Below are 22340 nucleotides of genomic sequence, written 5' to 3'. Positions count from 1 at the left end.
ATGAAAAAGAAATTTTTAAATATAATAGCGGCTGTATCACTTCTTACAGCATCGTCTTGTACAAATGATTTCGAAGAAACGAATATCGACTTTTCGAAGCAGGTTGAGGCCAATTCTGAAAATCTGCTGAATCCTGCGCTTTATGAAATGGCGAGCGAAGCGTATATGCGTGCCAATAATTTTGGGTTTGAAATAATGCAGTACAGCATTCCTTTTCCAAATGAGGGCAATACGGTGTCAAGATATTATTTCACCGAAAATACCGGCGTAGGCTACTGGAACAGCACCTACAGATGGCAGATGCAGATAAATGAAATGTTGAAACTTGCGCAGAAGGAAGGGAATAAAAATAATGAGGCAGTCGCCTTGGTTTTAAGGGCGTGGGGCTTTCAAAATCTTACTGACAGTTTCGGTGATGTCCCTTTCAGCGAAGCCTTCCGCCAGGAAGAAAATATAAGGACGCCAAAATTTGACCAGCAAAAAGAAGTGTACATCCAGCTGCTGAACGATCTGGAAAAAGCGAATTCACTTTTTGGACTGTCGGAAACTCTGAAAGGCCCGGATCAGATGTATCATGCCAATGAGAATGCTGCAGGAGTTTTAAAATGGAAGAAATTCTGCAATTCACTCTCGCTCAGGATGTTGCTAAGAATTCTTAACAAAGACGGCGAGATTGATGTGAAAAACAGAATCAATAAGATTATCTCAGATCCCGCTACTTATCCCATTTTTACTAATAATGATGATAGCGCCTTCGTATTAGCTACCGGCGTTGCTCCTTTTGATGCGCCAATTGTTCGTCCACAGGATTTTACGACTGGGCGCGCCGCCGCAGAGTTTTTTGTGGATTATCTTAATAAAACGGAGGATCCACGGCGCCCAACATTTTTCAGCAAGGCAAGAGAACTTGGCTCTAACAAGGATATAGGATATAAGGGTGCGCCGGCTGGCTATAAAAGCGGAACGAAGTTCACTTACAACCCATCCAATCTCAATCAGGCTCTGGCCAAGACGCCATTAACGCTGAAAATTATGGGGTATTCTGAGCTACAGTTTATCTTAGCTGAGTTAGCTCTAAAAAATGTCATCCCTGGAGATGCAAAAACATTTTATGACAAAGGCGTTCAGGCATCCCTAGAGCAATGGAATGCCAAATCGACGCCTGAGTATCTTAATCACCCTGATGTGGCATACAATGGCACTTTAGAGCGTATTATGATGCAGAAGTATGTGGCTCTTTTCTTTGTCGATCAGCAGGCTTGGTATGAGTATCGCAGAACCGGTTATCCAAAATTGCCGAACAATGGGGGGCTGCTAAATGATGGAAAAATGCCAGTACGATTTATGTATCCTCCGGTAACAAGATTGCAAAACCCCGAACAGTACAACGCTGCCGTTCAGAGTATGGGAGGTGATACTTACAATACAAAAGTTTGGTGGGAGAAATAGTTATGAAAAAGTTGTTGCTAATATTTGCCTTAATGCTCTCGGGTGCATACTCCGCGCAGACGCAGATCGTGGCGCATAGAGGTTTTTGGAAAACGGCTCCTGAAACAGCACAGAACTCCCTCTCTTCATTTAAAAACGCGGTACAAGCCGGCGTTTACGGGGCGGAATTCGATGTGAGGATGAGTAAGGATGGCAGGTTAATCGTAAATCACGATGAGGACCACGCAGGATTGGTGATTGCTGAAACCACCTTTAAAGACCTGAGAAAAATTCCACTGAGTAATGGGGAGCGCATACCCACATTGAGAGAATACCTCAAATTAGGTAAAAGGCATCCGGCGATACAACTGATTATGGAAATAAAACCAGCAAAAACCAAGGAGTTAGAAGATGAGCTGGTGAGGAAGGCCGTAGCAGAAGTCAATCGATTAAGCCTTGATAAGCAGGTGCAAATCATTTCCTTTAGCAAAAATATTTGCCTGGAAACCAAGCGGATAGCTCCACAGATTAAGGTTCAATATTTAAATGGCGAATTATCTCCGCAGGAAGTGAAGGCATTAGGTTTGGATGGCATCGATTATCATTATAAAATTTTCATTGATAAGCATCCCGAATGGATACGGCAGGCTAACGATTTGGGTTTGATTACCAATTCTTGGACTGTAAATAGCGAAGAAATTGCCCGTACGCTAATGGAGATGGGAATAAAAGTAATTACAACTGATATACCGGAAAAACTTAAAAATTTATAGAAATGAAATTCAGATTAACTGTAGCCACTTTAATTTTTACGGCGGCATCAGCCTTAGCTAATAATGTGACAGGCTATGTGTTCGATGATGCTAACCGCAACGGGAAAATGGATCGCGGTGAAAAAGGAATTGCCAGCGTTTCGGTTTCAAATGGCATTCAGGTAGTACAAACTGATGCTGCGGGAAGATACACTCTCCCAATTGATGACGACCAGATCATCTTCGTAGTAAAGCCAGCAGGTTACCAGGTTCCAATGAATCATTTGAACTTACCTCAATTTTACTATAACCATAAACCTAATGGCTCACCAGCAGGCTTTAAATATGAAGGTGTTAAGCCTACAGGCAAGCTTCCAAAGAATATTAATTTCGCGCTGCACCGCCAGCAGGAAAATCCGAATTTTGAGATTCTCGTTTTCGGAGACCCACAACCTTACAACCTTCGTGAGTTAGATTACTTTAGAAGGGCTATTGTAGATGAAGTAAAAACTAATAAGAAAAATGCTGTTTTTGGAATCACACTCGGTGATTTAGTTGGTGATGATTTAACGCTTCATCCGCAGTATGCACAGGTAATGAAGGAGATTGGCTTGCCTTGGTATAATGTGATGGGCAACCACGATATGAATTACGAGGCCAAGGAAGATAGGCATTCCGATGAATCTTTTGAAAAGACTTTTGGGCCTAGCACATATTCTTTCAACTACGCTGATGTGCATTTTATCATCTTGGACGACATACTTTATCCGGATCCAAGGGATGGTAAAGGTTATTACGGAGGTTTTAGGCCAGATCAACTGGAATTCATTAAAAACGACCTGAAATTTGTAGATAAAAATAAGTTGGTGGTTTTGGCTTTCCACATCCAGATGGAACCGGAAAGACCGGGGGAAGATCATTTCAGGATGGAAGACAGAAAGGCGCTTTTCGACATCCTTCAACCTTACGAGAACATTCTGATGATGTCCGCCCATACACACAAGCAATCTCAGCTTTTTTACACAAAAGATCACGGATGGCAGGGCGCTAAAGATCTCCACGAAATCAATATGGGAACTACTTCCGGCGATTGGTTTTCAGGAACCGCAAATGAAAGGGGCCTGCCTAAAAGTATGATGAGAGATGGTACGGAGCAGGGCTACTCTTTTGTAAACTTTAGCGGGAACAAGTATAAAATTCAATACAAAGTAGCAGGAAAACCTGAGAATTACCAAATAAAGCTCTATGTACCGAAGGTGGTGCAGAATGTGAGAAATAACGCCAGCATCGTAGCCAACTTCTTCAGCGGAAGCAAAAACGATTCGGTGGAATACCGCATAGACGGCGGCGAGTGGAAACCGATGCAGTATGCGGAAACTTTTGATCCGGAGTTTACTCAATCTGTGCTGAAGTGGGACGCCACGGAGACGCTATATGCCGGCAGAAGGCCATCTTACCCGGAAAATTCCCGCCATATCTGGGTGGCGAGATTTCCGAAGCTGGAAAATGGCGAGCACAGGGTAGAAGTTCGGGCAAAGGATATGTACGGCGACACGCACACCGCCAATGCTCAATTTACCGTTAGCGAGCTGAAGCCAATACCGTAAATTCTTTCTTTATATATTTCAGAATCCCGCGAGGCTGATGCTTTGCGGGATTTTTAGAATGATACAATACTGATGAGGGTGAAACGAGACTGTTTTGTGAAGTTGATTTTTTCGATAATAAGGGGATTAAAAATCAAACTCCATCTCTCTATAATCCTGCGGCAGTGCGATGCGGAAGGCCTTTCCCGGTGTTCCGCTGATGGTGTAGTACTGGGCTAAATCTTTGCCCAGCCTAGATTCCAGATTTTTGTGAAGCCGGGATTTCGTAGGGCGGAAGGTGGTACCGTTCGGATTGGCGAGAAATGCGATTCTGTCAGGGTCAGGGTTGAAACGGAGCATTTCGTAAATGCGGTTCATTTCCTGCACGTAATCTCCCAGATTGCGCAGCACGATGCCTTCAGGGTGCCGCAGGAATAGTATGAAGATCACCTTTTCCAGCGGCTTTAGTTCAATTTCATCTTTGCCGATGAAGATTTTGCAATCGTGCGTAATCGTCAGTTTTTTCGGTTGAAGATTTCCTACGAAACCTTGTGCAAACTTCATTGCCTTCCGTACGGATTCGAAAATTTCCAGCGATTGCATCAGGATTTCCGGCGTGATGCCGTGGGCCTTGGCGCGCTGCAAGCAATCGTGGCAGATGTCCGCCGTACGCAGCTTCAGTAGGATTTCGGTTTTGTTTTCGCAGAAATCGTTGATGCAGCCCACAGGCTCCATATGGAAATTCATTTCAGGCGGCACCTCTATGTCGAAGTTCATCAGGATCTGCAGCACATTGGACACGGTTTCGTATGCCGCGGGAAACACCGGCGAAGCCTGTAGGAAAAATTCCCAGTCGCTGCACTGCACGAAGGCGTTGCGCTTTCCGCCAGTATCGAACATGCTGAAGAAGTTCATCGAATTTCGGCGGTTGGTAAGCAGGATTACGAAATCATCATCCGGAATTTTCAGGATTTCGCGGGAGCGATCGCAGAGGGAGAACAGTTCCCGCCAACTGAGCGGATAGCCAAGTTCAGGGAAATATTCCTGGCGGTAATATTCTGAATCGATATCAAAGGTTACCAAGTCTGAAAACGGCGTCTGGCAGGCTTTCCGAAAGTCATCCTCCGTCCATTTTGGCTTGGAGATTACGAATTCCATCGGGCCTTTCTCTGCGCAGAGCAGCTCGTGCACGCTCTCCAGCAATTCCTGCGGAAGCTCCGGCGTTTTTATGAGGTGGATTTTCATTCAAATTCTGAGAGATCGTTTACTGCCAGGTTCTACTTCTTTACCTAATTTACAGTAGCCCTGGCAGTCGATAATTTTGCTGATTCTTTCTACAGCGTATGCATCTAGATTCATAATTTTTTTTCTGTTAATTTACAAATTTATTTACAATTTTCAAGTTTTAATCAAATAAAATCCCAGGTTAAAGTTTCCCTGTTCAGCACGATGTTTTCCAGGATGTTTTCAAATTTCTGGTTCTTGGAAAAATGGATGTAGATGCTGTCCTCATCCAAATCATAAATATCGGCATAAACACTAGCATTGTGAATTTCCTCCAGTTTTAAACGGAGTTCTGCTAAAACATCAATTTCCGGCTCCAGCAGAATCTGGTAAACTTCGGGGCTAATGGCTGGTGGGTGTACTTCCATTTTGTTTCAATTTTTAGGTTAATATTAAGGTTAAGTTTCAATTAAAATCTCTCCTCAAATTCCAGCACGATGTCCTGAAGCTCGGGCGGCAGTTTGCCCAGTGCATATTTCCGTATATCGCCAGGGATGCCGCCGTAAAAAGCCGCCGCAATTCCGCCGGAAATGCAGGCTATGGTATCGGAATCTCCACCGATGGAGATGGCGTTGCGCAGCGTATCCTCATAGCTGCTGCCATCCAGAAAAGCCACTAAAGCCTGCGGAACGGAGCCCTGGCAGCTTACATCAAAGCCATATTTCGGGCGGATTTCATCGCAGGTGAAATTCAGATCGTAGCCGAAACGCTCGCCGATTTCTTCCTGTATCTCGTTTTTTGTGGCGCCGTTCTTTGCCAGAAACCCGGCTAAACTTACAGCCTGTGCACCTTTAATTCCTTCGGGATGATTGTGCGAAACTTCCGCCGTTTTCCTCGAAAGCTCCAGGCATTCTGCCACAGATTTTACTATAAAGCTCACCGGAGAAACACGCATCGCAGAGCCGTTGCCAAAGCTGTGGTAGGGTGTCTTTTCATCCGAAGAAATCCAGCGCGAAAATCTACCGCCGTAGCCAGCATCAGGATATTTTCTGCCGTAGGCTTTCAGCGTTTCGGCTATATCTTTTCCGTGCATCAGGGCATCGGCTACAGCCAGCGTCATCACGCTATCATCGGTGAATTTTGCGCGTTCATCAAACAGCGGGAATTCCTTGCTTTTATGATTGCGGCGTTCATAAACCGAGCCGATAATATCGCCTGCAATTGCACCGAGAATTGTGGAGTTTGACATTGTTTTAGATTTGCTCAGATTGACAGGGGGTTTAATTTTTTCGATTAAATTTCTATCACAAAGGTATAGAGCGAAACTGAGCTGTAGGAGTTTTGCAATGTTGCAAAATTAAAATCAGGGAAGGTTCTGCCGTAAGTTTGCAAAAGAAATCATCAGGAGCGCCGCAAATTGCGGACACCAACCGAGAGACCAAAATCCACGGTGGTTTAGTATGAGGGCTATCGCCAAAATATAAGATGCATACGCTGTTCCTGCTGATAAAAATGAGTTTCAACCAAAACCAGTTTTTATGAGCAAAAGAAAATCCAAAACGCAGAAATGTTTGCCGAACTGGAAACTCCGGCAGCTTAATGAGCATAAATCTCTTAATTTTTTAATCTCTCAATCAACTTAATTTTTTTAAAAATGACTTACGAAGAATACCGGGCGAAACTACGCCCCCTGACCAACGAGGAACTCATCGGAAAAATCAACCAAGAAGTAGGGAAACCAGGCTGGGTAGCAGCAAGAGGAAGATACCTTTCCGCACTTCGGGAAACCGTGCTGGAAAGAGGGATAGACGGTGGAGAAGCCGTGAAGACAACAGGGCTTTCACTGAAATACAAGGTGAAACTTGTGGGCAACAGAATTGTGCAACTGAAAGAATCGGGAGAATTTGGACAAATTTAAACAAATGAACAGAAACCTTTTAACCATAGAATTGCAGGGCCAAACAATCATCGGCAATGTGAATTTTTCCACGCCCTTTGCTGTGGAAGTCAAGATTTTTTCGCCATACCAAGGCTTGGTTTTAAGCAAAATCAACAAAGGTGAGGACTGGAACGCCGAGCAGCAATACAAAATTGCGGAGCAACTGCTGGAAGATTGCTACCGCTACAGCACAGACCTGATGAGGCATCGGGATTTGGCAAGGATGGAATTCGTGAAAATGCTGGGAATTCTAGACAAGTTCAACAGCCAGAACCGCTACGATTATATGAGAAACCGGGAGCAGCTGATGCGTGTATATGCGAAAAGCCAGCTGCCGCACTACAAGCCGGAAGAAGATGTGGACGGAAGAACGGCGTTGGAAATTTTCAACTTTATGGCGACTTGGATCGTGGTGAACGGGAAATTCCCGGATTTCAACATCCATTCCAGGCCGAAAGACAGGGTGCCGCCAAGATTCAGCCAGCTGGAAGAAAAGCTGAGAAACTATAACTCGAAAAGTACAGAGGAAAAGCTGCAGCTGCAGTTTCGCGAGATAGCGACAGAAAAGGCTACGGAATTTGCGTGGTTTCTGGAGCAGGAATTTGGTAGAGGAAGCTTGCCCGGCGAATTTATTGATAGAAGAAAACGAAACGAATTGAAAAATGACGCGTAAACCTGCTGAAGCTGCTGCAGAATAAAGGCACCTATTCCTGCGTGGTCCCGAGAAGTAAATACCAAGGAATGCTGCGGTATGAGTATGACAAAATACGGCCCAATCCTCGGCTTGAATCCGGAATTGTCGTATGGTTGTGAGGTTCCATATCTCTGGGATTTTTGATTTTGCAGAATTTAATGTTATTTTTGTTAAATTAATATTATGCAGATTCACAACTTATTTTGCATAATTTCCTTTCATTAATCACATTATAAAATGACCTACGGTACAGCATTTTTCAGTCTTGAGGATGTATTAAAAATCCTAAGGCAGCCCAACAAGGCGAAATTGGATGACAAAGCCAGACAACAAATCCTCAAATCCCAGCAGAATGTGCGGGAAATCGTAGAATCCGACCGTACGGTATACGGCATTAATACCGGCTTCGGCCCACTCTGCGATGTGAAAATCTCCGAATCGGAAACCGCGCAGCTGCAGCACAATCTCATCATTTCCCACGCCGTTGGGGTGGGGCAGCCCCTCAGCAAAGATCTTTCTAAACTGATGATGATTACCAAGATCCACGCACTTTCCAAAGGCTTCTCGGGAGTTTCGCAGGAAGTGATCGAGCGCTTGCTTGTAATGCTGGAGAAAGACATCATCCCCGTAATCCCGGAGCAGGGCAGCGTAGGAGCATCTGGCGACCTCGCGCCGCTCTCCCATATGGTGCTGCCGCTGCTGGGGCTTGGCCAAGTTTGGCAAGGCAAGGAAATCCGCGATGCAGCACAAATTCTTCAGGAACACGGCCTGAAGCCGCTGACGCTAGGGCCGAAGGAAGGGCTAGGGCTCATCAACGGTACCCAGTTTATCCTGGCGCATGCCATCCTCGGGCTGGAGAAAATGGATTATCTGCTCGACCTTGCCGACCTCGCCGCCGCAATGTCGCTGGAGGCATACCTCGGCAATGCCAGTCCGTTCAAAAAAGAGCTCCACGAGATCCGCCCCTTTAAAGGTTCCAAAAAAGTGGCTGCCAGGATGCATAAAATTCTTAAAAAAACCGAGCTGGAGAGGGATGAGGAATACTACCGCGTGCAGGATCCGTACTCCTTCCGGTGCGTGCCCCAGGTGCACGGCGCCAGCAGAAATGCATTTTACCACCTCCGAGATCTCACTGAAATAGAGCTGAATTCGGTGACCGACAACCCCATAGTGCTGAGTGCGGAGGAATCCATCTCCGGGGGCAATTTCCACGGGCAGCTGCTTGCGCTGCCGCTTGATTACGCCACATTTGCCGCGGCAGAGCTGGGAAATATTTCAGACCGAAGGAGCTACCTCCTGCTCGAGGGCAAATTCGGCCTCCCGCGGCTCCTCACCGAGAGCTCCGGGCTGAATTCCGGATTTATGATTCCCCAGTACATCTCTGCGGCGCTGGTTACGGAGAACAAGACGCTCTGCTTCCCGGCATCCGCAGATTCCGTGCCTACAAGCCTCGGGCAGGAAGATCATGTATCGATGGGCAGCATCTCCGGCAGGAAATTCCACAGGGTTCTGGACAATCTCGTGAATATTTTTGCCGTAGAACTGATGTTCGCCGCGCAGGGGCTGGAATTTCGAAGGCCCTCAAAATCCTCGCCGCTCATCGAGGAGAATTTTGAAATCATCCGTAGCGAAGTGCCAAAACTTGAAGACGACCGCCTGATTGGCGAGGATATGCTGAAAATCGCACAGATGATCAGAGAAAGGAAATTTAAGGTTTCAGTTTAAATTTTTTAGTCAGAATTAATTTTTAACCAAACAGAGATGACGCACAAGCCGGTTCAGGGTTTTTCCAAACTTAGCAAGGAGCAGAAGATCGATATCATTGTTAATGAATATCTGTCAGGAAACCAGGAGTTTACGAATATCCTCAAACAATATTGGAACGAAGACGAAAGCCTTCAGAAACTTCACGATGAGTTTTCAGAAAATACCGTGTCCAATTTTTATATGCCTTATGGCATAGCCCCTAACTTCTTGATTGACGGGAAATTAATGGCTCTGCCGATGGCCGTGGAGGAGAGCTCCGTAGTGGCAGCGGCATCCAAAGCAGCGAAATTCTGGCTGGAGCGGGGCGGCTTCCGCACCGAGATTCTCGGCACCACCAAACTGGGGCACACGCATTTTATTTTCCATACTAGTGCAGCGAAGCTTAGCGATTTTTTTCATAGAAATTTAAAGCAAAAACTTTTTGAGGCTACCGATCCTATCACCGCTAATATGCGCAGGCGCGGCGGCGGAATTCTCGATATAGAACTTATCGATAAAACCACGGAGCTGGCTGATTATTACCAACTTAAAGTTAGTTTCGATACGAAGGATTCAATGGGTGCCAACTTTATCAATACCTGCCTGGAGCGCATCGGCAGTACTTTGGAGGTAGAAATTCAGGCATCCGAGGAATTTTCTGACGAGGAAAAGCAGTCGCTTCAGGTGGTGATGAACATCCTCTCCAACCTCACTCCGCAGTGCCTCGTGCGTGCGGAGGTCAGCTGCAAAATAGAGGAACTGAAGGACGACAGTGGTATGCCGCCGGAAGTTTTCGCTGAAAAGTTCAGGCAGGCAGTCGCCATAGCTGAGGCGGAGCCCTACCGCGCTGCCACGCACAACAAGGGCATCATGAACGGGGTGGACGCCGTGGTGATCGCCACTGGCAACGATTTCCGCGCTACGGAAGCCTGTGTGCACGCTTACGCCTCTCTTGGAGGGAGGTACAGCTCGCTTTCGCACTATACGGCAGAGGGCGGGATTTTCCGCTTCTGGCTCGATTTGCCCGTTGCCGTGGGCGTGGTGGGTGGCCTCACGGGGCTTCATCCGCTGGTAAAATTTTCTCTGGAGCTGCTGGGCAGGCCTTCAGCGCCGGAGCTTATGAGCATCCTTGCAGCCTCCGGGCTGGCGCAGAATTTCGCAGCTGTTCGCTCGCTGGTAACCACCGGCATACAGAAAGGGCATATGAAGATGCATATGATGAATATCCTAAATCAGCACGGGGCAAATGCCAGGGAAAAAGAGGCTGTGCTGAAGCTGTTTCAGGACAAAACCGCCAGCCACCACGAGGTAATCGCCGCGCTGGAAAGTTTGCGGGGTAATTCTTAAAAATTTTTAATTTTAAATCCTATTTCTAAATCCTCAATTTCAATGAAAAACACAGTGTTGATATTCGGTGCGCTGTACGGGATGCTCTCGGTAATCTTGGGGGCGTTTGGTGCGCACGCATTCAAAAAGATTCTCTCGCCGGCGCAGCTGGAAAGCTTTGAAACCGGCGTGCGCTACATGATGTACTCCGCATTTTATCTGCTGCTCGTAGGCTACATCTTGAACTTCCAGTCCGGGGCGGAGCGCTGGATAGGCTGGCTGATGATCATCGGCACACTGCTCTTTTCCGTAAGCATTTATCTGCTGAGTTTCCAGGAGAGCTGGGGCGTGAATCTCAGATTCCTCGGCCCCGTAACGCCCATAGGCGGCCTGATGATGATCATCTCCTGGGCTATGCTGATGTTCTATTTTTTCAAGTTAAAAAATTAACGGTAAATTCTTAATTTCGCTCAGAAACTTAACTCTAAAATTATGTTCTTCTTCATAGCAGGAAATTCTTCCAAACTTGCGGGTCAGGAAACGGTTCGCATCAACAGAAACGGCCAGGAGGTAAATGCCGAGGTCCGCGTTTTTAAAAATTACATTTCAGTATTTTTCATCCCGCTGATCCCCACAGGCAGGCGCTACAGCATCTACATACCCCATACGGGAGAGTATTATGAGCAGGGCGCCTTTTCTTCCATGCCGCCGGATTTGCTGGAGGTCTGTAGGGAGGTAGGCAGGAGATATTAAATTTCCGCACGGTATTTCATCATTGCCAAAGTTTTATTAAATTTGAAGCAGAAAATTCAAGCAAAAAAAATTTAACAACATTATATTATGAATCTTCACGAGTATCAGTCCAAAGAGATTTTGGCTAATTACGGTGTAAACATTCAGCGCGGTTTCCTTGCCAACGATGTGCAGGAAGCGAAAGATGCCGCAGGAAAGCTGAAGGAAATGACCGGCAATGACGGCTGGGTTGTAAAGGCACAGGTTCACGCCGGAGGCCGTGGAAAAGGCGGCGGCGTAAAATTCTCGCCTACGATGGAAAAGCTGGAAGAAAATGCCAACAACATTATCGGGATGCAACTCGTGACGCCGCAAACCTCTGCGGAAGGGAAGAAGGTACACTCTGTACTGATTGCGGAAGATGTGTATTACCCTGGTGAATCCGAAACGAAGGAATTTTATGTATCCATCCTTCTGGACAGGGCTCAGGGCAAAAATACCGTGGTTTATTCCACAGAAGGCGGTATGGATATTGAGCAGGTTGCAGAAGAAACGCCGCACCTAATCCACAAGGAAACCATCGATCCAGCTCTTGGCCTGCAGCCTTTCCAGGCGAGAAAGATTGCCTTCAACCTCGGGCTTTCCGGCGCTGCGCAAAAGGATTTTGTGAAATTCATCACCAGTCTTTACAATGCATACATCGGCATCGATGCTTCGCTTTTCGAAATCAATCCGGTGCTGAAAACTTCGGATGACAGAATCATCGCTGTGGATGCGAAAGTAACGCTGGACGGCAACTCGCTTTACAGGCATAAAGACCTTGCGGAACTTCGCGACAAAAGGGAAGAGGACCCGATGGATGTGGAGGCCGGTGAAGCGGGGCTGAACTTCGTGAAGCTGGATGGTAATGTAGCCTGTATGGTGAACGGTGCAGGGCTTGCAATGGCAACGATGGATATGATTAAGCTTTCCGGCGGAAACCCTGCAAACTTCCTGGATGTGGGCGGTACGGCTGATGCTGCGAGAGTGAAAACAGCCTTCGACATCATTCTGAGAGATCCAAATGTGGAAGCTATCCTCATCAATATTTTTGGTGGAATTGTGCGCTGCGATAGGGTGGCGCAAGGTATTGTGGATGCTTACAAGGAAATAGGCGAATTCCCTGTACCGCTGATTGTAAGGCTTCAGGGAACTAATGCCGAAGAAGCGAAAAAGCTTATCGATGAAGCAGGCCTGCCGATTCACTCGGTGATTACGCTAGAGGAAGCTGCAAACAAGGTGAAGGAAGTCGTAGCCTAATCATTAGCACTTATCAAAAAAAAATTTCCGCTCATAAATTGGGCGGAAATTTTTTTGTTTTTTTGATTGTGCTTCAGCGGTTCACACCATTTTCCAAACTTACGCTGGTAGGCGTGATGAATTGGATGCCAGCCTCCTTAAGTTTTTTACTCAAAAGTATGATGGAATCATTCCTTTTCGTAAGAAACTGAGACGGAGTGGGTACGGAAAAATTAACATTAAGGTAAAACATTCCGTCTTCCACCTTGCTGTACAGCACCTGCACCGGATCCTGTATGTTGTCTTTCCTGTGCTGCCTTTCAAGTTCGTCGATAATTACCTGGCGGGCTTTTTCGATATCTTCATCCACCGGAATCTGAATATCCAGCACTACACGCCGCTGCGGCGAAGCAGAGATATTGAAAAACGGCGCATTGAAAATCACCTGGTTCGGTATGAAGACCACCTTGCCATCATCGGTTATCAGCTTGGTGGTAAGGAAACCGATATCGTTCACGGTTCCCGTGTAGTTCGCCAGCTGAATGTAATCGCCAACACGGAAGGATTTATCCACGCCCACCAAAATTCCCGAAAACATCGATGCCACCAGATCGCGCAAAGCCACACCGGCAATCACACCGGCTACACCCAGGCTTCCTATAAATTTCCAGAGAACGCTGCTGAGGCCCATAATTTCCAGCGAAAGGAAGGTACCCAGAAGCACGAACATAAATCTGAATAAGCCCACCATGGAGACTGCGGTGGTGCGCCCCTGCCCCTTAGGCAAAAATTTGTTCAGGAGTTTCACGGTGGTTTCGCTGAGCCATCGGCTTCCCTTCAGAAAAAGGAAGAACACGATGAGCCCGGCAATAAGGTTGGGCGTGAATGCCGCAAACTGCTTGTACCAGCGCTCCAGTGTGTGATAGACGATGTCGATGTAGGACATCGTTTGTTGCGTAATATCGTTCATCGAAAAAATTTGGGCAAAAATAGTGAAAGTTTAGCCAAGTACTTCCTGAAGCTCCAGCCAGCGCATTTCGTGCGCTTCCAGCCGTGAAGAAATTTCTTCTAATCCTGCGGAAAGTTCGGAAATTTTTTGGTAATCGGTTTCGCTGTTCAGCGCGTTCAGGATTTCGCCGCGCCTTTCTTCCAGCTCTGGCATTTCGCGCTCAATCGTTTCCAGCTCGCGCTTTTCTTTGAAGGAGAGTTTGCGGCTTTGCTTAGTATTGACTACCGTAGCGCTCTCATTCTCAATTTCTTTCTTTTCAATTTCAGGATTCTCAGATTTATTCTCGGCGGACTGGTTTTTCGCAAATTTCTCGCGGTATTCCGTGAAATTCCCTGTAAAGTCGCGGATTTTTCCATCGCCTTCAAAAGCCAGGATGTGATCCACAATTCTGTCCATAAAATACCGGTCGTGCGAAACGATGAGCAGGCAGCCCTGGAAATTCTGTAGAAAATTTTCCAGCACGGTGAGTGTTGGCAAATCCAGGTCGTTCGTTGGTTCGTCAAAAATCAGGAAATTCGGGTTTTCGTACAGCACCTTCATCAGCTGAAGCCGCCGCTTTTCGCCGCCGGAAAGTTTGGCAATGGGTGAATACTGCGTTTGGTCGTCAAACAAAAACATCCGCAAAAACTGCGATGCGGAAATCACTTTCCCGTTGGCCAGCGGAAAATTTTCCGAGATTTCCCGGATGAAATCTATCACCCTTTCATCCTCGTTGAACTGAATTCCTTTTTGGGAGAAATGCCCGAAACTTATCGTTTCGCCGGTTTCAATTTCGCCGGAATCTGCAGGTTCGTTGCCCAGAATAATGTTCAGAAGGGTAGATTTTCCTGCGCCATTTTTCCCGATGATTCCCATCTTTTCGCCGCGCTGAAACTGGTAGCTGAAATCTTTTAGCAGCACTTTTTCGCCATAGCGTTTGGAAATATTTTTTAGTTCAAGAATTTTTTTACCCAGCCGTTTCATCTCAAAATCGAGTTCCAGGCTCTGCTTTCTCGTATCGGTTTTCGCAATTTTTTCCGTTTCGTAGAAGGCATCAATCCGTGATTTCGATTTTGTGGTGCGGGCTTTAGGCTGCCGCCTCATCCACTCCAGTTCCTTGCGGTACAGGTTGTTCGCCTTGTCGATTGTTGCGTTCAGGTTTTCCTCCCGAATCATTTTGTTTTCAAGATAGGTGGCGTACGAACCCTGGTGCACAAAGAGCTGCCGGCCTTCCATTTCCCAGATTTTATCGCATACTGCATCCAGGAAATATCTGTCGTGCGTTACTAGCAGCAGCGTAATTTTCGCCTTGTTCAGGTAGTTTTCCAGCCATTCCACCATATCCACATCCAGATGGTTCGTAGGCTCGTCCATTATCAGCAGTGTGTGGCGGTGCTCCGCCCTTGTTTCGGTGAGCAGCTTGGCTAGCGCTACGCGTTTCACTTCACCGCCCGAAAGATGGCCCATTTCAGCATTTAAGTCATTGATTTTCAGCTGACTGAGAAACTGTTTCATCTCCGTTTCCAAATCCCAGGCTTTATGCAGTTCCATTTCTGCAAGTGCGGTTTCCATTTCTGCGGCGCTTCCAGATTCTAAAGCCTTTCGGTAATTTTTTAGTGCTAAAATTGGTGCGGAATCCAGCGTCATCATAAATTCTTCCACGGAAAGTTTCGGGTCGAATTCAATTTCCTGATCGAAGAGCACGATTTGGATATCCTTGTTGAGAGAAATTTCGCCAGAATCTGCAATTTCCCTGCCCATCAGAATTTTCAGCAGGGTAGATTTTCCGCTGCCGTTCTTCGCCACGAGTGCGATTTTATCGCCCTCATTCACATTAAATGAAATCCCTTCAAACAGGACCTTCACACCAAAAGACTTCGTAAGATTTTCTGCGGAAATGTAGTTCACGCCTTAAGATAAAAGATGATGATAAATGATGATTGATTCTCTTCTAATTTGTAAAAATACGGATTTAGGTTTTCATCCGTTGTTGTAAACTAAGCGTCACAGATTTTTACCCTTCTACAAGCTTTAGGTTCACAGCGTTTCCTTATCAATTGTCAATTTTTAATTGATTGTTCATTAATCAATCCCCATTCGTCGCAAGGCGAACATTCCGCCGTTGAAAACATTGAGGTCAACCTTGGTGTTGATGCCGTGCACGATGCCCTTTTCCGAAAATTGCCAAAAACGCCATTCATCGCTTGGTGAAGGCGTTTTCACGGGATTGTAATTGGCGAGCCACAGTGGATAATCGTCAAATTCGCCGCGAAGGTTGTCCTTGTAAAAATGGTAGTAGGTGTAGATGATGGGCTTTCTGCCGTAGGCCTCTTCCATTATGCGGCACCAGATTTTCAAATCCTGTATCAGCTGTGCCTTCGTCTTTCGTAGCGGCGGTTTTTCAATGTCAAGAACCGGCGGCAGATCACCTGTTTCCAAATTTACCGTAGCCAAAAAGTTATTAGCCTGAAGCACCGGGTCTTCATCCGGCCGGTAAAAATGGTAAGCGCCGCGGATTAAATTGTGCTGCTTGGCTTTCTGCCAGTATTCCGGGAAATGTCGGTCTGCACCGTGGTTTCCCATCGTAGAGCGCAGGATGATGAAGCGTATCGGGATGCTGCCGCTGCCAATGCTCAGGCTGTCCCACTTTATATCTTCCTTCCTTTGGTAGTGCGAAATATCGATGCCGAAAACCTTGTCCGTATTTTCGGAAATGATGGTATGGATTCTGTTCCGCTCAAACTCCGTGTTCGTCAGCGTTTTATGCTCAAATTTATTGAAATAGCTCGCCCAGTGAAACGCGATTTTATCCTTAAAAGTAATGAACAGCCCTGCGAAAAAGAACACCAGCAGAAATGCACCGAAGAGTATGATTTTCAGTCGGTAGCCTTTGGCTTGCGGTTTCGCCGGCTTTTTCTTTTTCCTTGCTTTTTTCTTCGCTTGGCTCATCGGCTGCAAAAATATCGTTTTATCTTTAAGAAAAATTAACATTAAAAATCTTTAAAACCAAGCCTAAGAATTTTCAGCCGCGAAAATATCAGTATTTTTGTCCCCATGAAAAAGAGGGAAAAAATTGTAATAATAGGAGGTGGCTTTGCCGGGCTGCAGCTGGCGCAGAAGCTGAACAACCAGAAGGGTAAAAAGGTGATAGTGATAGACAAGGTGAACCATCATATGTTCCAGCCGCTGTTCTACCAGGTAGCTTGCGGCCGTATCGAGCCGAGCAACATTTCCTTCCCGTTTAGAAAAATCTTCCAACGCTCCAACAATATCCAATACCGGATGACGGATGTGCAGAGCGTAGTGCCGTCGGAAAATAAAATCATCACCTCCGATTCTGAATTTACTTACGATAAACTCATCATCGCTACCGGGTGTAAAACTAACTTTTTCGGTAATAAAAATATGGAAGATAATGCCTTCGGGATGAAAAACACTCAGGAGGCAATAAAAATAAGGAACCATATTTTGATGACTTTTGAGAAGCTGATCATCGAAAGAGGAAGAAGTGATGAGGGCAACTGGAATATCGTGATAGTAGGAAGCGGCCCTACCGGCGTGGAGCTGGCAGGAGCCTTCGCGGAGATGAAGAACGAAATCCTCCCACGGGACTACCCGAATATGAATTTCCGGAAGCTGAGAATCATCCTCGTAAGCACCACCGAAAAACCACTCAGCTCAATGAGCACACAATCTCAGGACGCAGCGGAGAAATACCTCAAAGATTTCGGCGTGGAGCTGGTAGTGCAAAAGGTGGAAGACTACGACGGCAGCACGGTTTACCTATCCAACGGTATGCAGATCCCTGCCTGCAATGTAATCTGGGCGGCAGGCGTTACCGGCAACATTATCGATGGCTTTATGCCGGAACAGATTATGCGCAACCGCTACATTGTAGACCGTTTTAACAAAATAAAAGATACGGAAAACATATTTGCCATCGGCGATGTCGCCTATATGGAAACACCGAAATATCCGCATGGGCACCCGCAGCTCGCCAATGTGGCAATTAATCAGGGCAAAAATCTTGGCGACAATTTACTGAAAGAATCCCAAGCAGATTGGCAAGAATACGAATATACCGACCTGGGCAGTATGGCTACCGTGGGGAAACACCGCGCCGTGGTAGATCTGCCGCATCTCAAATTTCAGGGCGTGCTGGCGTGGTACTTCTGGATGTTCCTCCACCTTATGCTTATCCTTTCAGTGAAGAACAAGCTTGCAGTGTTCTTCAACTGGATGTGGGCGTACTTCAACAGGGATTCTTCGCTAAGGCTGATCATCGCCTCTGCCAATAAAGAGAGCGCAACAGAGCAGTGAGGATTGATATAATATCCGCCGTACCGGACCTGATGCTGAGCCCGTTCCGCACCTCCATACTGAAAAGGGCTATGGAGAAAGGCCAGGCCGAGGTCGTTTTTCACGACATAAGAAACTGGTCTTCAAACAATTACCGCCAAATAGATGATGCGCCATACGGTGGCGGCGCAGGAATGGTGATGATGGTGGAGCCTCTGGACAAATGCATCAGCGAACTGAAATCTCAGCGGCAATACGACGAGATTATCTACCTCACCCCCGATGGGGAAACGCTGAATCAGAAGACGGCGAATACCCTCTCCATCAAGGAAAATCTGATATTTGTCTGCGGGCATTACAAGGGCATCGACCAGCGCGTGCGCGACCTGCACATTACCAAAGAAATTTCCATCGGAGATTATGTGCTCACCGGTGGAGAGCTCGCAGCCTGCGTGCTTGCGGATGCCGTAATCCGCCTGCTGCCCGGTGTGCTGAATGACGAGCAGAGCGCCCTTACCGACAGCTTTCAGGACAACCTTCTCTCGCCGCCGATCTACACCCGGCCGGAGGTCTACAAAGGCTTAAAAGTTCCCGATGTTTTGCTGAGTGGGAATTTCTCAAAAATAGAGCAGTGGCGGCACGATGAGGCACTACGCATCACCGCGGAAAGGCGCCCGGATCTTTTGGATTAAACAAAAATTTAATGATGAAAATTCAGGATTATATTGATTCCACATATTTGAAACTCCCTGAGCAGGCGGGGCTCTCCCAGGAGGAAACCTGGCAGAAAGTATTGGACTTGGCTGATGAAGCCGATGCAGAAAATTTCTATGCCGTGATGATCCGCCCGAATTTCGTAAGACCGGTGAAGGAATATTTAGCAAAAAAAGATTCCAGAGTAAAAGTAGGAACGGTGATAGGTTTCCACGAAGGAACGGCTACTGTAGGGGAGAAACTTGCGGAGGCCCGCCAGGCGATAGATGACGGGGCCGATGACTTGGATTTTGTGATAAATTTCGAAGCATTTAAAAATGGACAGATCAATTTCGTCCGCGATGAGGTGCTTCAGTGCACCAAACTGGGAATCGAGAACGGCAAAACGGTAAAATGGATCATCGAAATCGCCGCACTCCGAGAGGCGCAGATTGCAGATATTACCAACCTGATTCGTGAAGTCGCAGAGGCAAACTTCACTGCCGACGAGCAGGAGCATATTTTTGTAAAAAGCTCTACCGGCTTTTACAAAACTGAAAACAGAAAGCCCAACGGCGCCACCGTGGGTGGCATTAAAATAATGAAAGAAAATGCAGGCCCGCTGAAACTCAAGGCGGCGGGCGGCGTGCGAAGCCGAAAAGAGGCGGAGGAAATGATCAAGCTTGGCGTTACCAGAATAGGGACTTCTTCTGCGGCGGCTATATGTAAGGACCTGGGCAGCGCATCCGGCTACTAAAAATAAACGCTCAGTGTTTGCTGAGCGTTTGAGTTAAATTTTTACTATCTGCGATACCTTCTGAGTACCGTCTTCCAGCGTGTATTTCATCAGGTATTTGCCGGAGCGCAGCTTATCAAGAGAAATTTCCGCACTGTTTCTGTTCACATTTACCTGAAAAACCTGCACACCGAGTATGGAATAAAAAGCCACTGTCTTTATTTTCGTATTACCGTCCTTTACCTTTAGGATTATGAAATCCCGGGCAGGGTTGGGGTATGCCACCAGAATCCCGTCATCCGCTTTCTGAACTGCCGGAGAAGGCTCGGTGGCGGGATTGGCATTTGCATTAAACCCGCTGAAAAACAGTGCAAAAAGGAAAAACGAGTATAAAAATTTTTTCACACGCTTCAGATTTATTCGCACAAAAATATTAAATTCCAAAATAAGATTCAAGCATTTTTATCATTAATTTTGCATTAACAAAAATTTAATAATGCAATACCATAGAAACCGGCGCCTGCGCGCCAGCGAGGCGCTGAGAAGCCTGGTGAGGGAAACAGTTTTATCCCCGGCAGATTTTGTACTGCCGGTGTTTGTGATAGAAGGCAGCGGCCACAGGGAGGCCATTAGCTCTATGCCCGGCGTTTCCAGGCTGTCCATAGATCTGTTGGTAAAAGAATGCCGGGAACTGTATCAGCACGGGGTGAGGGCAGTAAACATTTATGCAAAAATTTCCGAAGACCTGAAGGACAATGCCGGCACGGAAGCCTGGAACAGAGACGGGCTGATGCAGCGTGCCATCCGTGAGGTGAAAAATGCTGTCCCGGAGATGGTTTTAATGCCGGATGTGGCACTTGATCCTTACTCGATGTACGGGCACGACGGGATTATCACCGAAGGGAAAGTGGATAACGATTCTACCAACGACGCTCTGGCGCGTATGGCGGTATCCCAGGCGGAGGCGGGCGCGGACATCGTGGCGCCGAGCGATATGATGGACGGCAGGGTGGCGGCTATCCGCGAGGCGCTGGAGGAAAATAATTTTAAAGATGTGGGCATCCTGAGCTACAGCGCGAAATATGCGAGCTCTTTCTACGGCCCATTCCGCAATGCGCTGGACAGTGCCCCGAAGGATTTTGAAGACATCCCGAAGGACAAAAAAACTTACCAGATGGATTTCCACAACTCCCGCGAGGCGCTGAACGAGGTTTATAAAGATGTGGAGGAAGGAGCAGACATCATTATGATAAAGCCCGGAATGCCCTACCTGGACATTGTGGCGAAAGTTCGGGAAGCCATAGATTTGCCTATCGCAGTGTACCACACCAGTGGTGAATATGCTATGCTGAAGGCAGCTGCAGCCAGCGGCTGGGTGGATAATAACCTGGCACTGATGGAAAGCCTGACTTGCATAAAGAGGGCCGGAGCGGATATGATCTTCACCTATGCCGCGAAAGAGGCGGCGAAGCTTCTGGGCTAAAATTTATGCCGACCTCCCGGCGGCGGAGGTTTTTTGGGGAAAAGAAACTCTTAAATCCGTAAGTTTGCAGGTATGATACTCCGTGGGGAAGAACTCGTAAAAGAGTATGGCCAGAAAAAAGTAGTAAAAGGCGTTTCGGTAGAAGTCGCGCAGGGGCAGATCGTCGGCCTGCTAGGCCCGAATGGCGCCGGAAAGACCACCTCGTTCTACATGATTGTGGGCCTCGTGAAGCCTACTTCCGGAAAAATTTTCCTTGACAATAAAGACATTACGCGCGATGCTATGTACCGGCGCGCGCAGAAGGGCATAGGCTATCTGGCGCAGGAAGCCTCGGTTTTCCGCAAACTTACCGTGGAAGAAAACATTATGGCGGTACTGCAGCTCACCAAACTTCCGAAAAAGGAGCAGCGCAGAAAGTGCGAAGAACTGATAGAAGAATTCTCTCTCGAGCATGTGAGGAACAACCGAGGAGACCTGCTTTCCGGAGGAGAAAGGCGGCGTACCGAAATTGCGCGCTGCCTGGCAACCAGCCCGAATTTTATATTGCTGGATGAGCCGTTCGCCGGTGTGGACCCGATTGCTGTGGAAGATATTCAGAAAATCGTACGGAGCCTTGTGGATAAAAATATCGGCATTCTGATTACCGATCACAATGTGCAGCAGACGCTTGCCATTACCCATAAAACTTACATCATGTTCGAGGGGAGGATCCTGAAGGAAGGTTTGCCGAGAGATTTGGCAGATGATCCTGAAGTGCGTGCCGCCTATCTCGGAGAAAACTTTGTTTATCAGGATATTTTGGGTAAAGATACAGAAAGCAGTGAAAATCTACACGAAAACCGGCGATAAAGGTGAAACCGCGCTTTATGGCGGCACAAGGGTTTCCAAGGCATCAGCACGGGTGGAAAGCTACGGCAACATCGATGAGCTGAATGCTGCCATAGGCTTTGCGAAAAGCTGGATTGCGGATGAAGCAGTTTTAAACCAACTGAAAAAAATACAGTTTGACCTGTTCACGGTAGGCTCCGAAGCTGCGACGCCAATCGACAAATTGATGCTTGCCAACGGAAAACCAAGACTGCCGCTTACGATTTCGGAAAAGGAAACCGAAGAGCTGGAGGAGTGGATGGATGCTCTTGATGAACAGCTGGAGCCGCTGCAATTCTTCATTTTGCCTGGCGGCGGAAAAGCTGCCACGGCGCTTCATCTTTGCAGAACAGTTTGCAGAAGGGCAGAGCGCAGCCTGGTTTTCCTGAAGGAAACGGAGGAAGTGCGCGCGGAATTAATCAAATATCTCAACCGGCTTTCGGATTATCTCTTCATTTTGGCGCGCTACATTTCGAAAATTGAAGGTGAAGCGGAAGAGTTTTGGAAACCGAGATAACTAAGGTAAAAGTAAAAATACAAAAGGTAAAAGGTAAAAGTAAAAAGTCTTG

The 22340-nt window shown here is 47.0% G+C and carries 23 protein-coding genes and 1 riboswitch; of the genes, 16 read left to right on the top strand and 7 right to left on the bottom strand.

The window, feature by feature from the left end; genetic code table 11:
• The 3 genes from IMZ16_RS03275 to IMZ16_RS03265 are packed head-to-tail and all read left to right on the top strand — an operon-like array spanning position 1 to position 3787.
• The gene (locus tag IMZ16_RS03275; RefSeq protein ID WP_193440476.1) at positions 1–1449 is read left to right on the top strand and encodes a SusD/RagB family nutrient-binding outer membrane lipoprotein; all 1449 of its coding nucleotides are present in this window, start codon (positions 1–3) and stop codon (positions 1447–1449) included.
• A gap of 2 nt (positions 1450–1451) precedes the next feature.
• A complete protein-coding gene (locus IMZ16_RS03270; RefSeq protein WP_193440475.1) occupies positions 1452–2201 on the top strand; it encodes a glycerophosphodiester phosphodiesterase in 750 nt (249 codons plus the stop codon).
• 2 nt (positions 2202–2203) lie between these two features.
• Entirely contained in the window at positions 2204–3787 is a 1584-nt protein-coding gene (locus tag IMZ16_RS03265) for a calcineurin-like phosphoesterase C-terminal domain-containing protein (protein WP_193440474.1), read from the top strand.
• A gap of 126 nt (positions 3788–3913) precedes the next feature.
• On the opposite strand, the gene IMZ16_RS03260 is transcribed toward IMZ16_RS03265, so the two are convergent.
• The 3 genes from IMZ16_RS03260 to IMZ16_RS03250 form a co-directional block, all read right to left on the bottom strand.
• Positions 3914–5011: a hypothetical protein gene (locus IMZ16_RS03260; RefSeq protein WP_193440473.1), complete on the bottom strand. Its 1098-nt coding sequence runs from the start codon at positions 5009–5011 to the stop codon at positions 3914–3916.
• 164 nt (positions 5012–5175) lie between these two features.
• Positions 5176–5418: a hypothetical protein gene (locus IMZ16_RS03255; protein WP_193440472.1), complete on the bottom strand. Its 243-nt coding sequence runs from the start codon at positions 5416–5418 to the stop codon at positions 5176–5178.
• A gap of 41 nt (positions 5419–5459) precedes the next feature.
• Entirely contained in the window at positions 5460–6239 is a 780-nt protein-coding gene (locus tag IMZ16_RS03250; protein WP_227411556.1) for an ADP-ribosylglycohydrolase family protein, read from the bottom strand.
• 144 nt (positions 6240–6383) lie between these two features.
• Positions 6384–6481: riboswitch (SAM-I-IV-variant riboswitch) on the top strand.
• A 163-nt stretch (positions 6482–6644) separates the two neighbouring features.
• On the opposite strand from IMZ16_RS03250, the gene IMZ16_RS03245 reads away from it, so the two are divergent.
• The 7 genes from IMZ16_RS03245 to sucC all read left to right on the top strand — a co-directional run bounded on the left by IMZ16_RS03245 (position 6645) and on the right by sucC (position 12726).
• Entirely contained in the window at positions 6645–6908 is a 264-nt protein-coding gene (locus IMZ16_RS03245) for a hypothetical protein (protein ID WP_193440471.1), read from the top strand.
• A 4-nt stretch (positions 6909–6912) separates the two neighbouring features.
• Positions 6913–7602: a hypothetical protein gene (locus tag IMZ16_RS03240; protein ID WP_193440470.1), complete on the top strand. Its 690-nt coding sequence runs from the start codon at positions 6913–6915 to the stop codon at positions 7600–7602.
• 258 nt (positions 7603–7860) lie between these two features.
• Positions 7861–9348, top strand: coding sequence for a histidine ammonia-lyase (hutH, locus tag IMZ16_RS03235; RefSeq protein WP_193440469.1), 1488 nt, complete (start codon positions 7861–7863; stop codon positions 9346–9348).
• 36 nt (positions 9349–9384) lie between these two features.
• Positions 9385–10716 carry a hydroxymethylglutaryl-CoA reductase, degradative gene (locus IMZ16_RS03230; RefSeq protein ID WP_193440468.1) on the top strand — a complete coding sequence of 444 codons (1332 nt, stop codon included), beginning with the start codon at positions 9385–9387 and terminating at the stop codon, positions 10714–10716.
• Positions 10717–10758: 42 nt separating this feature from the next.
• Positions 10759–11145 carry a DUF423 domain-containing protein gene (locus tag IMZ16_RS03225; RefSeq protein WP_073180179.1) on the top strand — a complete coding sequence of 129 codons (387 nt, stop codon included), beginning with the start codon at positions 10759–10761 and terminating at the stop codon, positions 11143–11145.
• Between the two features lie 42 nt (positions 11146–11187).
• Positions 11188–11448, top strand: a complete 261-nt coding sequence (locus tag IMZ16_RS03220) for a hypothetical protein (RefSeq protein ID WP_073180178.1) — start codon at positions 11188–11190, stop codon at positions 11446–11448.
• Between the two features lie 87 nt (positions 11449–11535).
• Complete coding sequence (gene sucC / locus IMZ16_RS03215; protein ID WP_073180176.1) at positions 11536–12726, top strand: ADP-forming succinate--CoA ligase subunit beta; 1191 nt, start codon at positions 11536–11538, stop codon at positions 12724–12726.
• 73 nt (positions 12727–12799) lie between these two features.
• On the opposite strand, the gene IMZ16_RS03210 is transcribed toward sucC, so the two are convergent.
• The 3 genes from IMZ16_RS03210 to IMZ16_RS03200 all read right to left on the bottom strand — a co-directional run bounded on the left by IMZ16_RS03210 (position 12800) and on the right by IMZ16_RS03200 (position 16642).
• On the bottom strand, positions 12800–13675 hold the full coding sequence (locus IMZ16_RS03210) for a mechanosensitive ion channel family protein (RefSeq protein ID WP_193440467.1): 876 nt from the start codon (positions 13673–13675) through the stop codon (positions 12800–12802).
• Between the two features lie 30 nt (positions 13676–13705).
• Positions 13706–15601, bottom strand: coding sequence for an ABC-F family ATP-binding cassette domain-containing protein (locus tag IMZ16_RS03205; protein ID WP_193440466.1), 1896 nt, complete (start codon positions 15599–15601; stop codon positions 13706–13708).
• A gap of 174 nt (positions 15602–15775) precedes the next feature.
• Positions 15776–16642 (bottom strand): glycoside hydrolase family 25 protein, encoded by an 867-nt coding sequence (locus tag IMZ16_RS03200; protein ID WP_193440465.1) that lies wholly within the window; start codon positions 16640–16642, stop codon positions 15776–15778.
• A 105-nt stretch (positions 16643–16747) separates the two neighbouring features.
• Here IMZ16_RS03200 and IMZ16_RS03195 point away from each other — a divergent pair, with 105 nt between their 5' ends.
• From IMZ16_RS03195 to deoC, 3 genes are read left to right on the top strand one after another with little or no spacing between them, the layout of a single operon-like run.
• The gene (locus IMZ16_RS03195; protein ID WP_193440464.1) at positions 16748–18013 is read left to right on the top strand and encodes an NAD(P)/FAD-dependent oxidoreductase; all 1266 of its coding nucleotides are present in this window, start codon (positions 16748–16750) and stop codon (positions 18011–18013) included.
• Positions 18010–18684 (top strand): tRNA (guanosine(37)-N1)-methyltransferase TrmD, encoded by a 675-nt coding sequence (gene trmD / locus IMZ16_RS03190; RefSeq protein WP_193440463.1) that lies wholly within the window; start codon positions 18010–18012, stop codon positions 18682–18684. Before IMZ16_RS03195 ends, trmD begins: the two co-directional genes overlap by 4 nt.
• 11 nt (positions 18685–18695) lie before the next feature.
• Positions 18696–19442, top strand: coding sequence for a deoxyribose-phosphate aldolase (gene deoC / locus IMZ16_RS03185; protein WP_193440462.1), 747 nt, complete (start codon positions 18696–18698; stop codon positions 19440–19442).
• A 33-nt stretch (positions 19443–19475) separates the two neighbouring features.
• Here the strand turns inward: deoC and IMZ16_RS03180 are convergent, their stop codons facing one another.
• Entirely contained in the window at positions 19476–19826 is a 351-nt protein-coding gene (locus tag IMZ16_RS03180; protein ID WP_073180352.1) for a T9SS type A sorting domain-containing protein, read from the bottom strand.
• A gap of 88 nt (positions 19827–19914) precedes the next feature.
• Between IMZ16_RS03180 and hemB the strand changes: the two genes are divergently transcribed.
• From hemB to IMZ16_RS03165, 3 genes are all read left to right on the top strand, one after another.
• Positions 19915–20904, top strand: a complete 990-nt coding sequence (gene hemB, locus IMZ16_RS03175) for a porphobilinogen synthase (RefSeq protein WP_394368280.1) — start codon at positions 19915–19917, stop codon at positions 20902–20904.
• Positions 20905–20976: 72 nt separating this feature from the next.
• Positions 20977–21753 (top strand): LPS export ABC transporter ATP-binding protein, encoded by a 777-nt coding sequence (gene lptB, locus IMZ16_RS03170; RefSeq protein ID WP_193440460.1) that lies wholly within the window; start codon positions 20977–20979, stop codon positions 21751–21753.
• Positions 21725–22288, top strand: coding sequence for a cob(I)yrinic acid a,c-diamide adenosyltransferase (locus IMZ16_RS03165; protein ID WP_193440459.1), 564 nt, complete (start codon positions 21725–21727; stop codon positions 22286–22288). The genes lptB and IMZ16_RS03165 overlap by 29 nt, the downstream gene beginning before the upstream one ends.
• Positions 22289–22340: the final 52 nt, after the last annotated feature.

The organism is Cruoricaptor ignavus, assembly GCF_014961145.1.
In the GTDB taxonomy this organism is placed as follows: domain Bacteria; phylum Bacteroidota; class Bacteroidia; order Flavobacteriales; family Weeksellaceae; genus Cruoricaptor; species Cruoricaptor ignavus.
Note: the sequence above shows the minus strand (reverse complement) of the source record. Positions and strands in the feature narration are given on the sequence as shown.

Excerpts from the sequence above, each read along its gene's own strand:
- deoC (WP_193440462.1), top strand. The coding sequence starts at position 18,696 with ATGATGAAAATTCAGGATTATATTGATTCCACATATTTGAAACTCCCT.
- hutH (WP_193440469.1), top strand. The coding sequence starts at position 7,861 with ATGACCTACGGTACAGCATTTTTCAGTCTTGAGGATGTATTAAAAATC.
- IMZ16_RS03270 (WP_193440475.1), top strand. The coding sequence starts at position 1,452 with ATGAAAAAGTTGTTGCTAATATTTGCCTTAATGCTCTCGGGTGCATAC.
- IMZ16_RS03275 (WP_193440476.1), top strand. The coding sequence starts at position 1 with ATGAAAAAGAAATTTTTAAATATAATAGCGGCTGTATCACTTCTTACA.
- IMZ16_RS03240 (WP_193440470.1), top strand. The coding sequence starts at position 6,913 with ATGAACAGAAACCTTTTAACCATAGAATTGCAGGGCCAAACAATCATC.
- lptB (WP_193440460.1), top strand. The coding sequence starts at position 20,977 with ATGATACTCCGTGGGGAAGAACTCGTAAAAGAGTATGGCCAGAAAAAA.
- IMZ16_RS03230 (WP_193440468.1), top strand. The coding sequence starts at position 9,385 with ATGACGCACAAGCCGGTTCAGGGTTTTTCCAAACTTAGCAAGGAGCAG.
- IMZ16_RS03225 (WP_073180179.1), top strand. The coding sequence starts at position 10,759 with ATGAAAAACACAGTGTTGATATTCGGTGCGCTGTACGGGATGCTCTCG.
- IMZ16_RS03220 (WP_073180178.1), top strand. The coding sequence starts at position 11,188 with ATGTTCTTCTTCATAGCAGGAAATTCTTCCAAACTTGCGGGTCAGGAA.
- sucC (WP_073180176.1), top strand. The coding sequence starts at position 11,536 with ATGAATCTTCACGAGTATCAGTCCAAAGAGATTTTGGCTAATTACGGT.
- IMZ16_RS03265 (WP_193440474.1), top strand. The coding sequence starts at position 2,204 with ATGAAATTCAGATTAACTGTAGCCACTTTAATTTTTACGGCGGCATCA.
- IMZ16_RS03200 (WP_193440465.1), bottom strand. The coding sequence starts at position 16,642 with ATGAGCCAAGCGAAGAAAAAAGCAAGGAAAAAGAAAAAGCCGGCGAAA.
- IMZ16_RS03250 (WP_227411556.1), bottom strand. The coding sequence starts at position 6,239 with ATGTCAAACTCCACAATTCTCGGTGCAATTGCAGGCGATATTATCGGC.
- IMZ16_RS03260 (WP_193440473.1), bottom strand. The coding sequence starts at position 5,011 with ATGAAAATCCACCTCATAAAAACGCCGGAGCTTCCGCAGGAATTGCTG.
- IMZ16_RS03195 (WP_193440464.1), top strand. The coding sequence starts at position 16,748 with ATGAAAAAGAGGGAAAAAATTGTAATAATAGGAGGTGGCTTTGCCGGG.
- IMZ16_RS03245 (WP_193440471.1), top strand. The coding sequence starts at position 6,645 with ATGACTTACGAAGAATACCGGGCGAAACTACGCCCCCTGACCAACGAG.
- IMZ16_RS03210 (WP_193440467.1), bottom strand. The coding sequence starts at position 13,675 with ATGAACGATATTACGCAACAAACGATGTCCTACATCGACATCGTCTAT.
- IMZ16_RS03255 (WP_193440472.1), bottom strand. The coding sequence starts at position 5,418 with ATGGAAGTACACCCACCAGCCATTAGCCCCGAAGTTTACCAGATTCTG.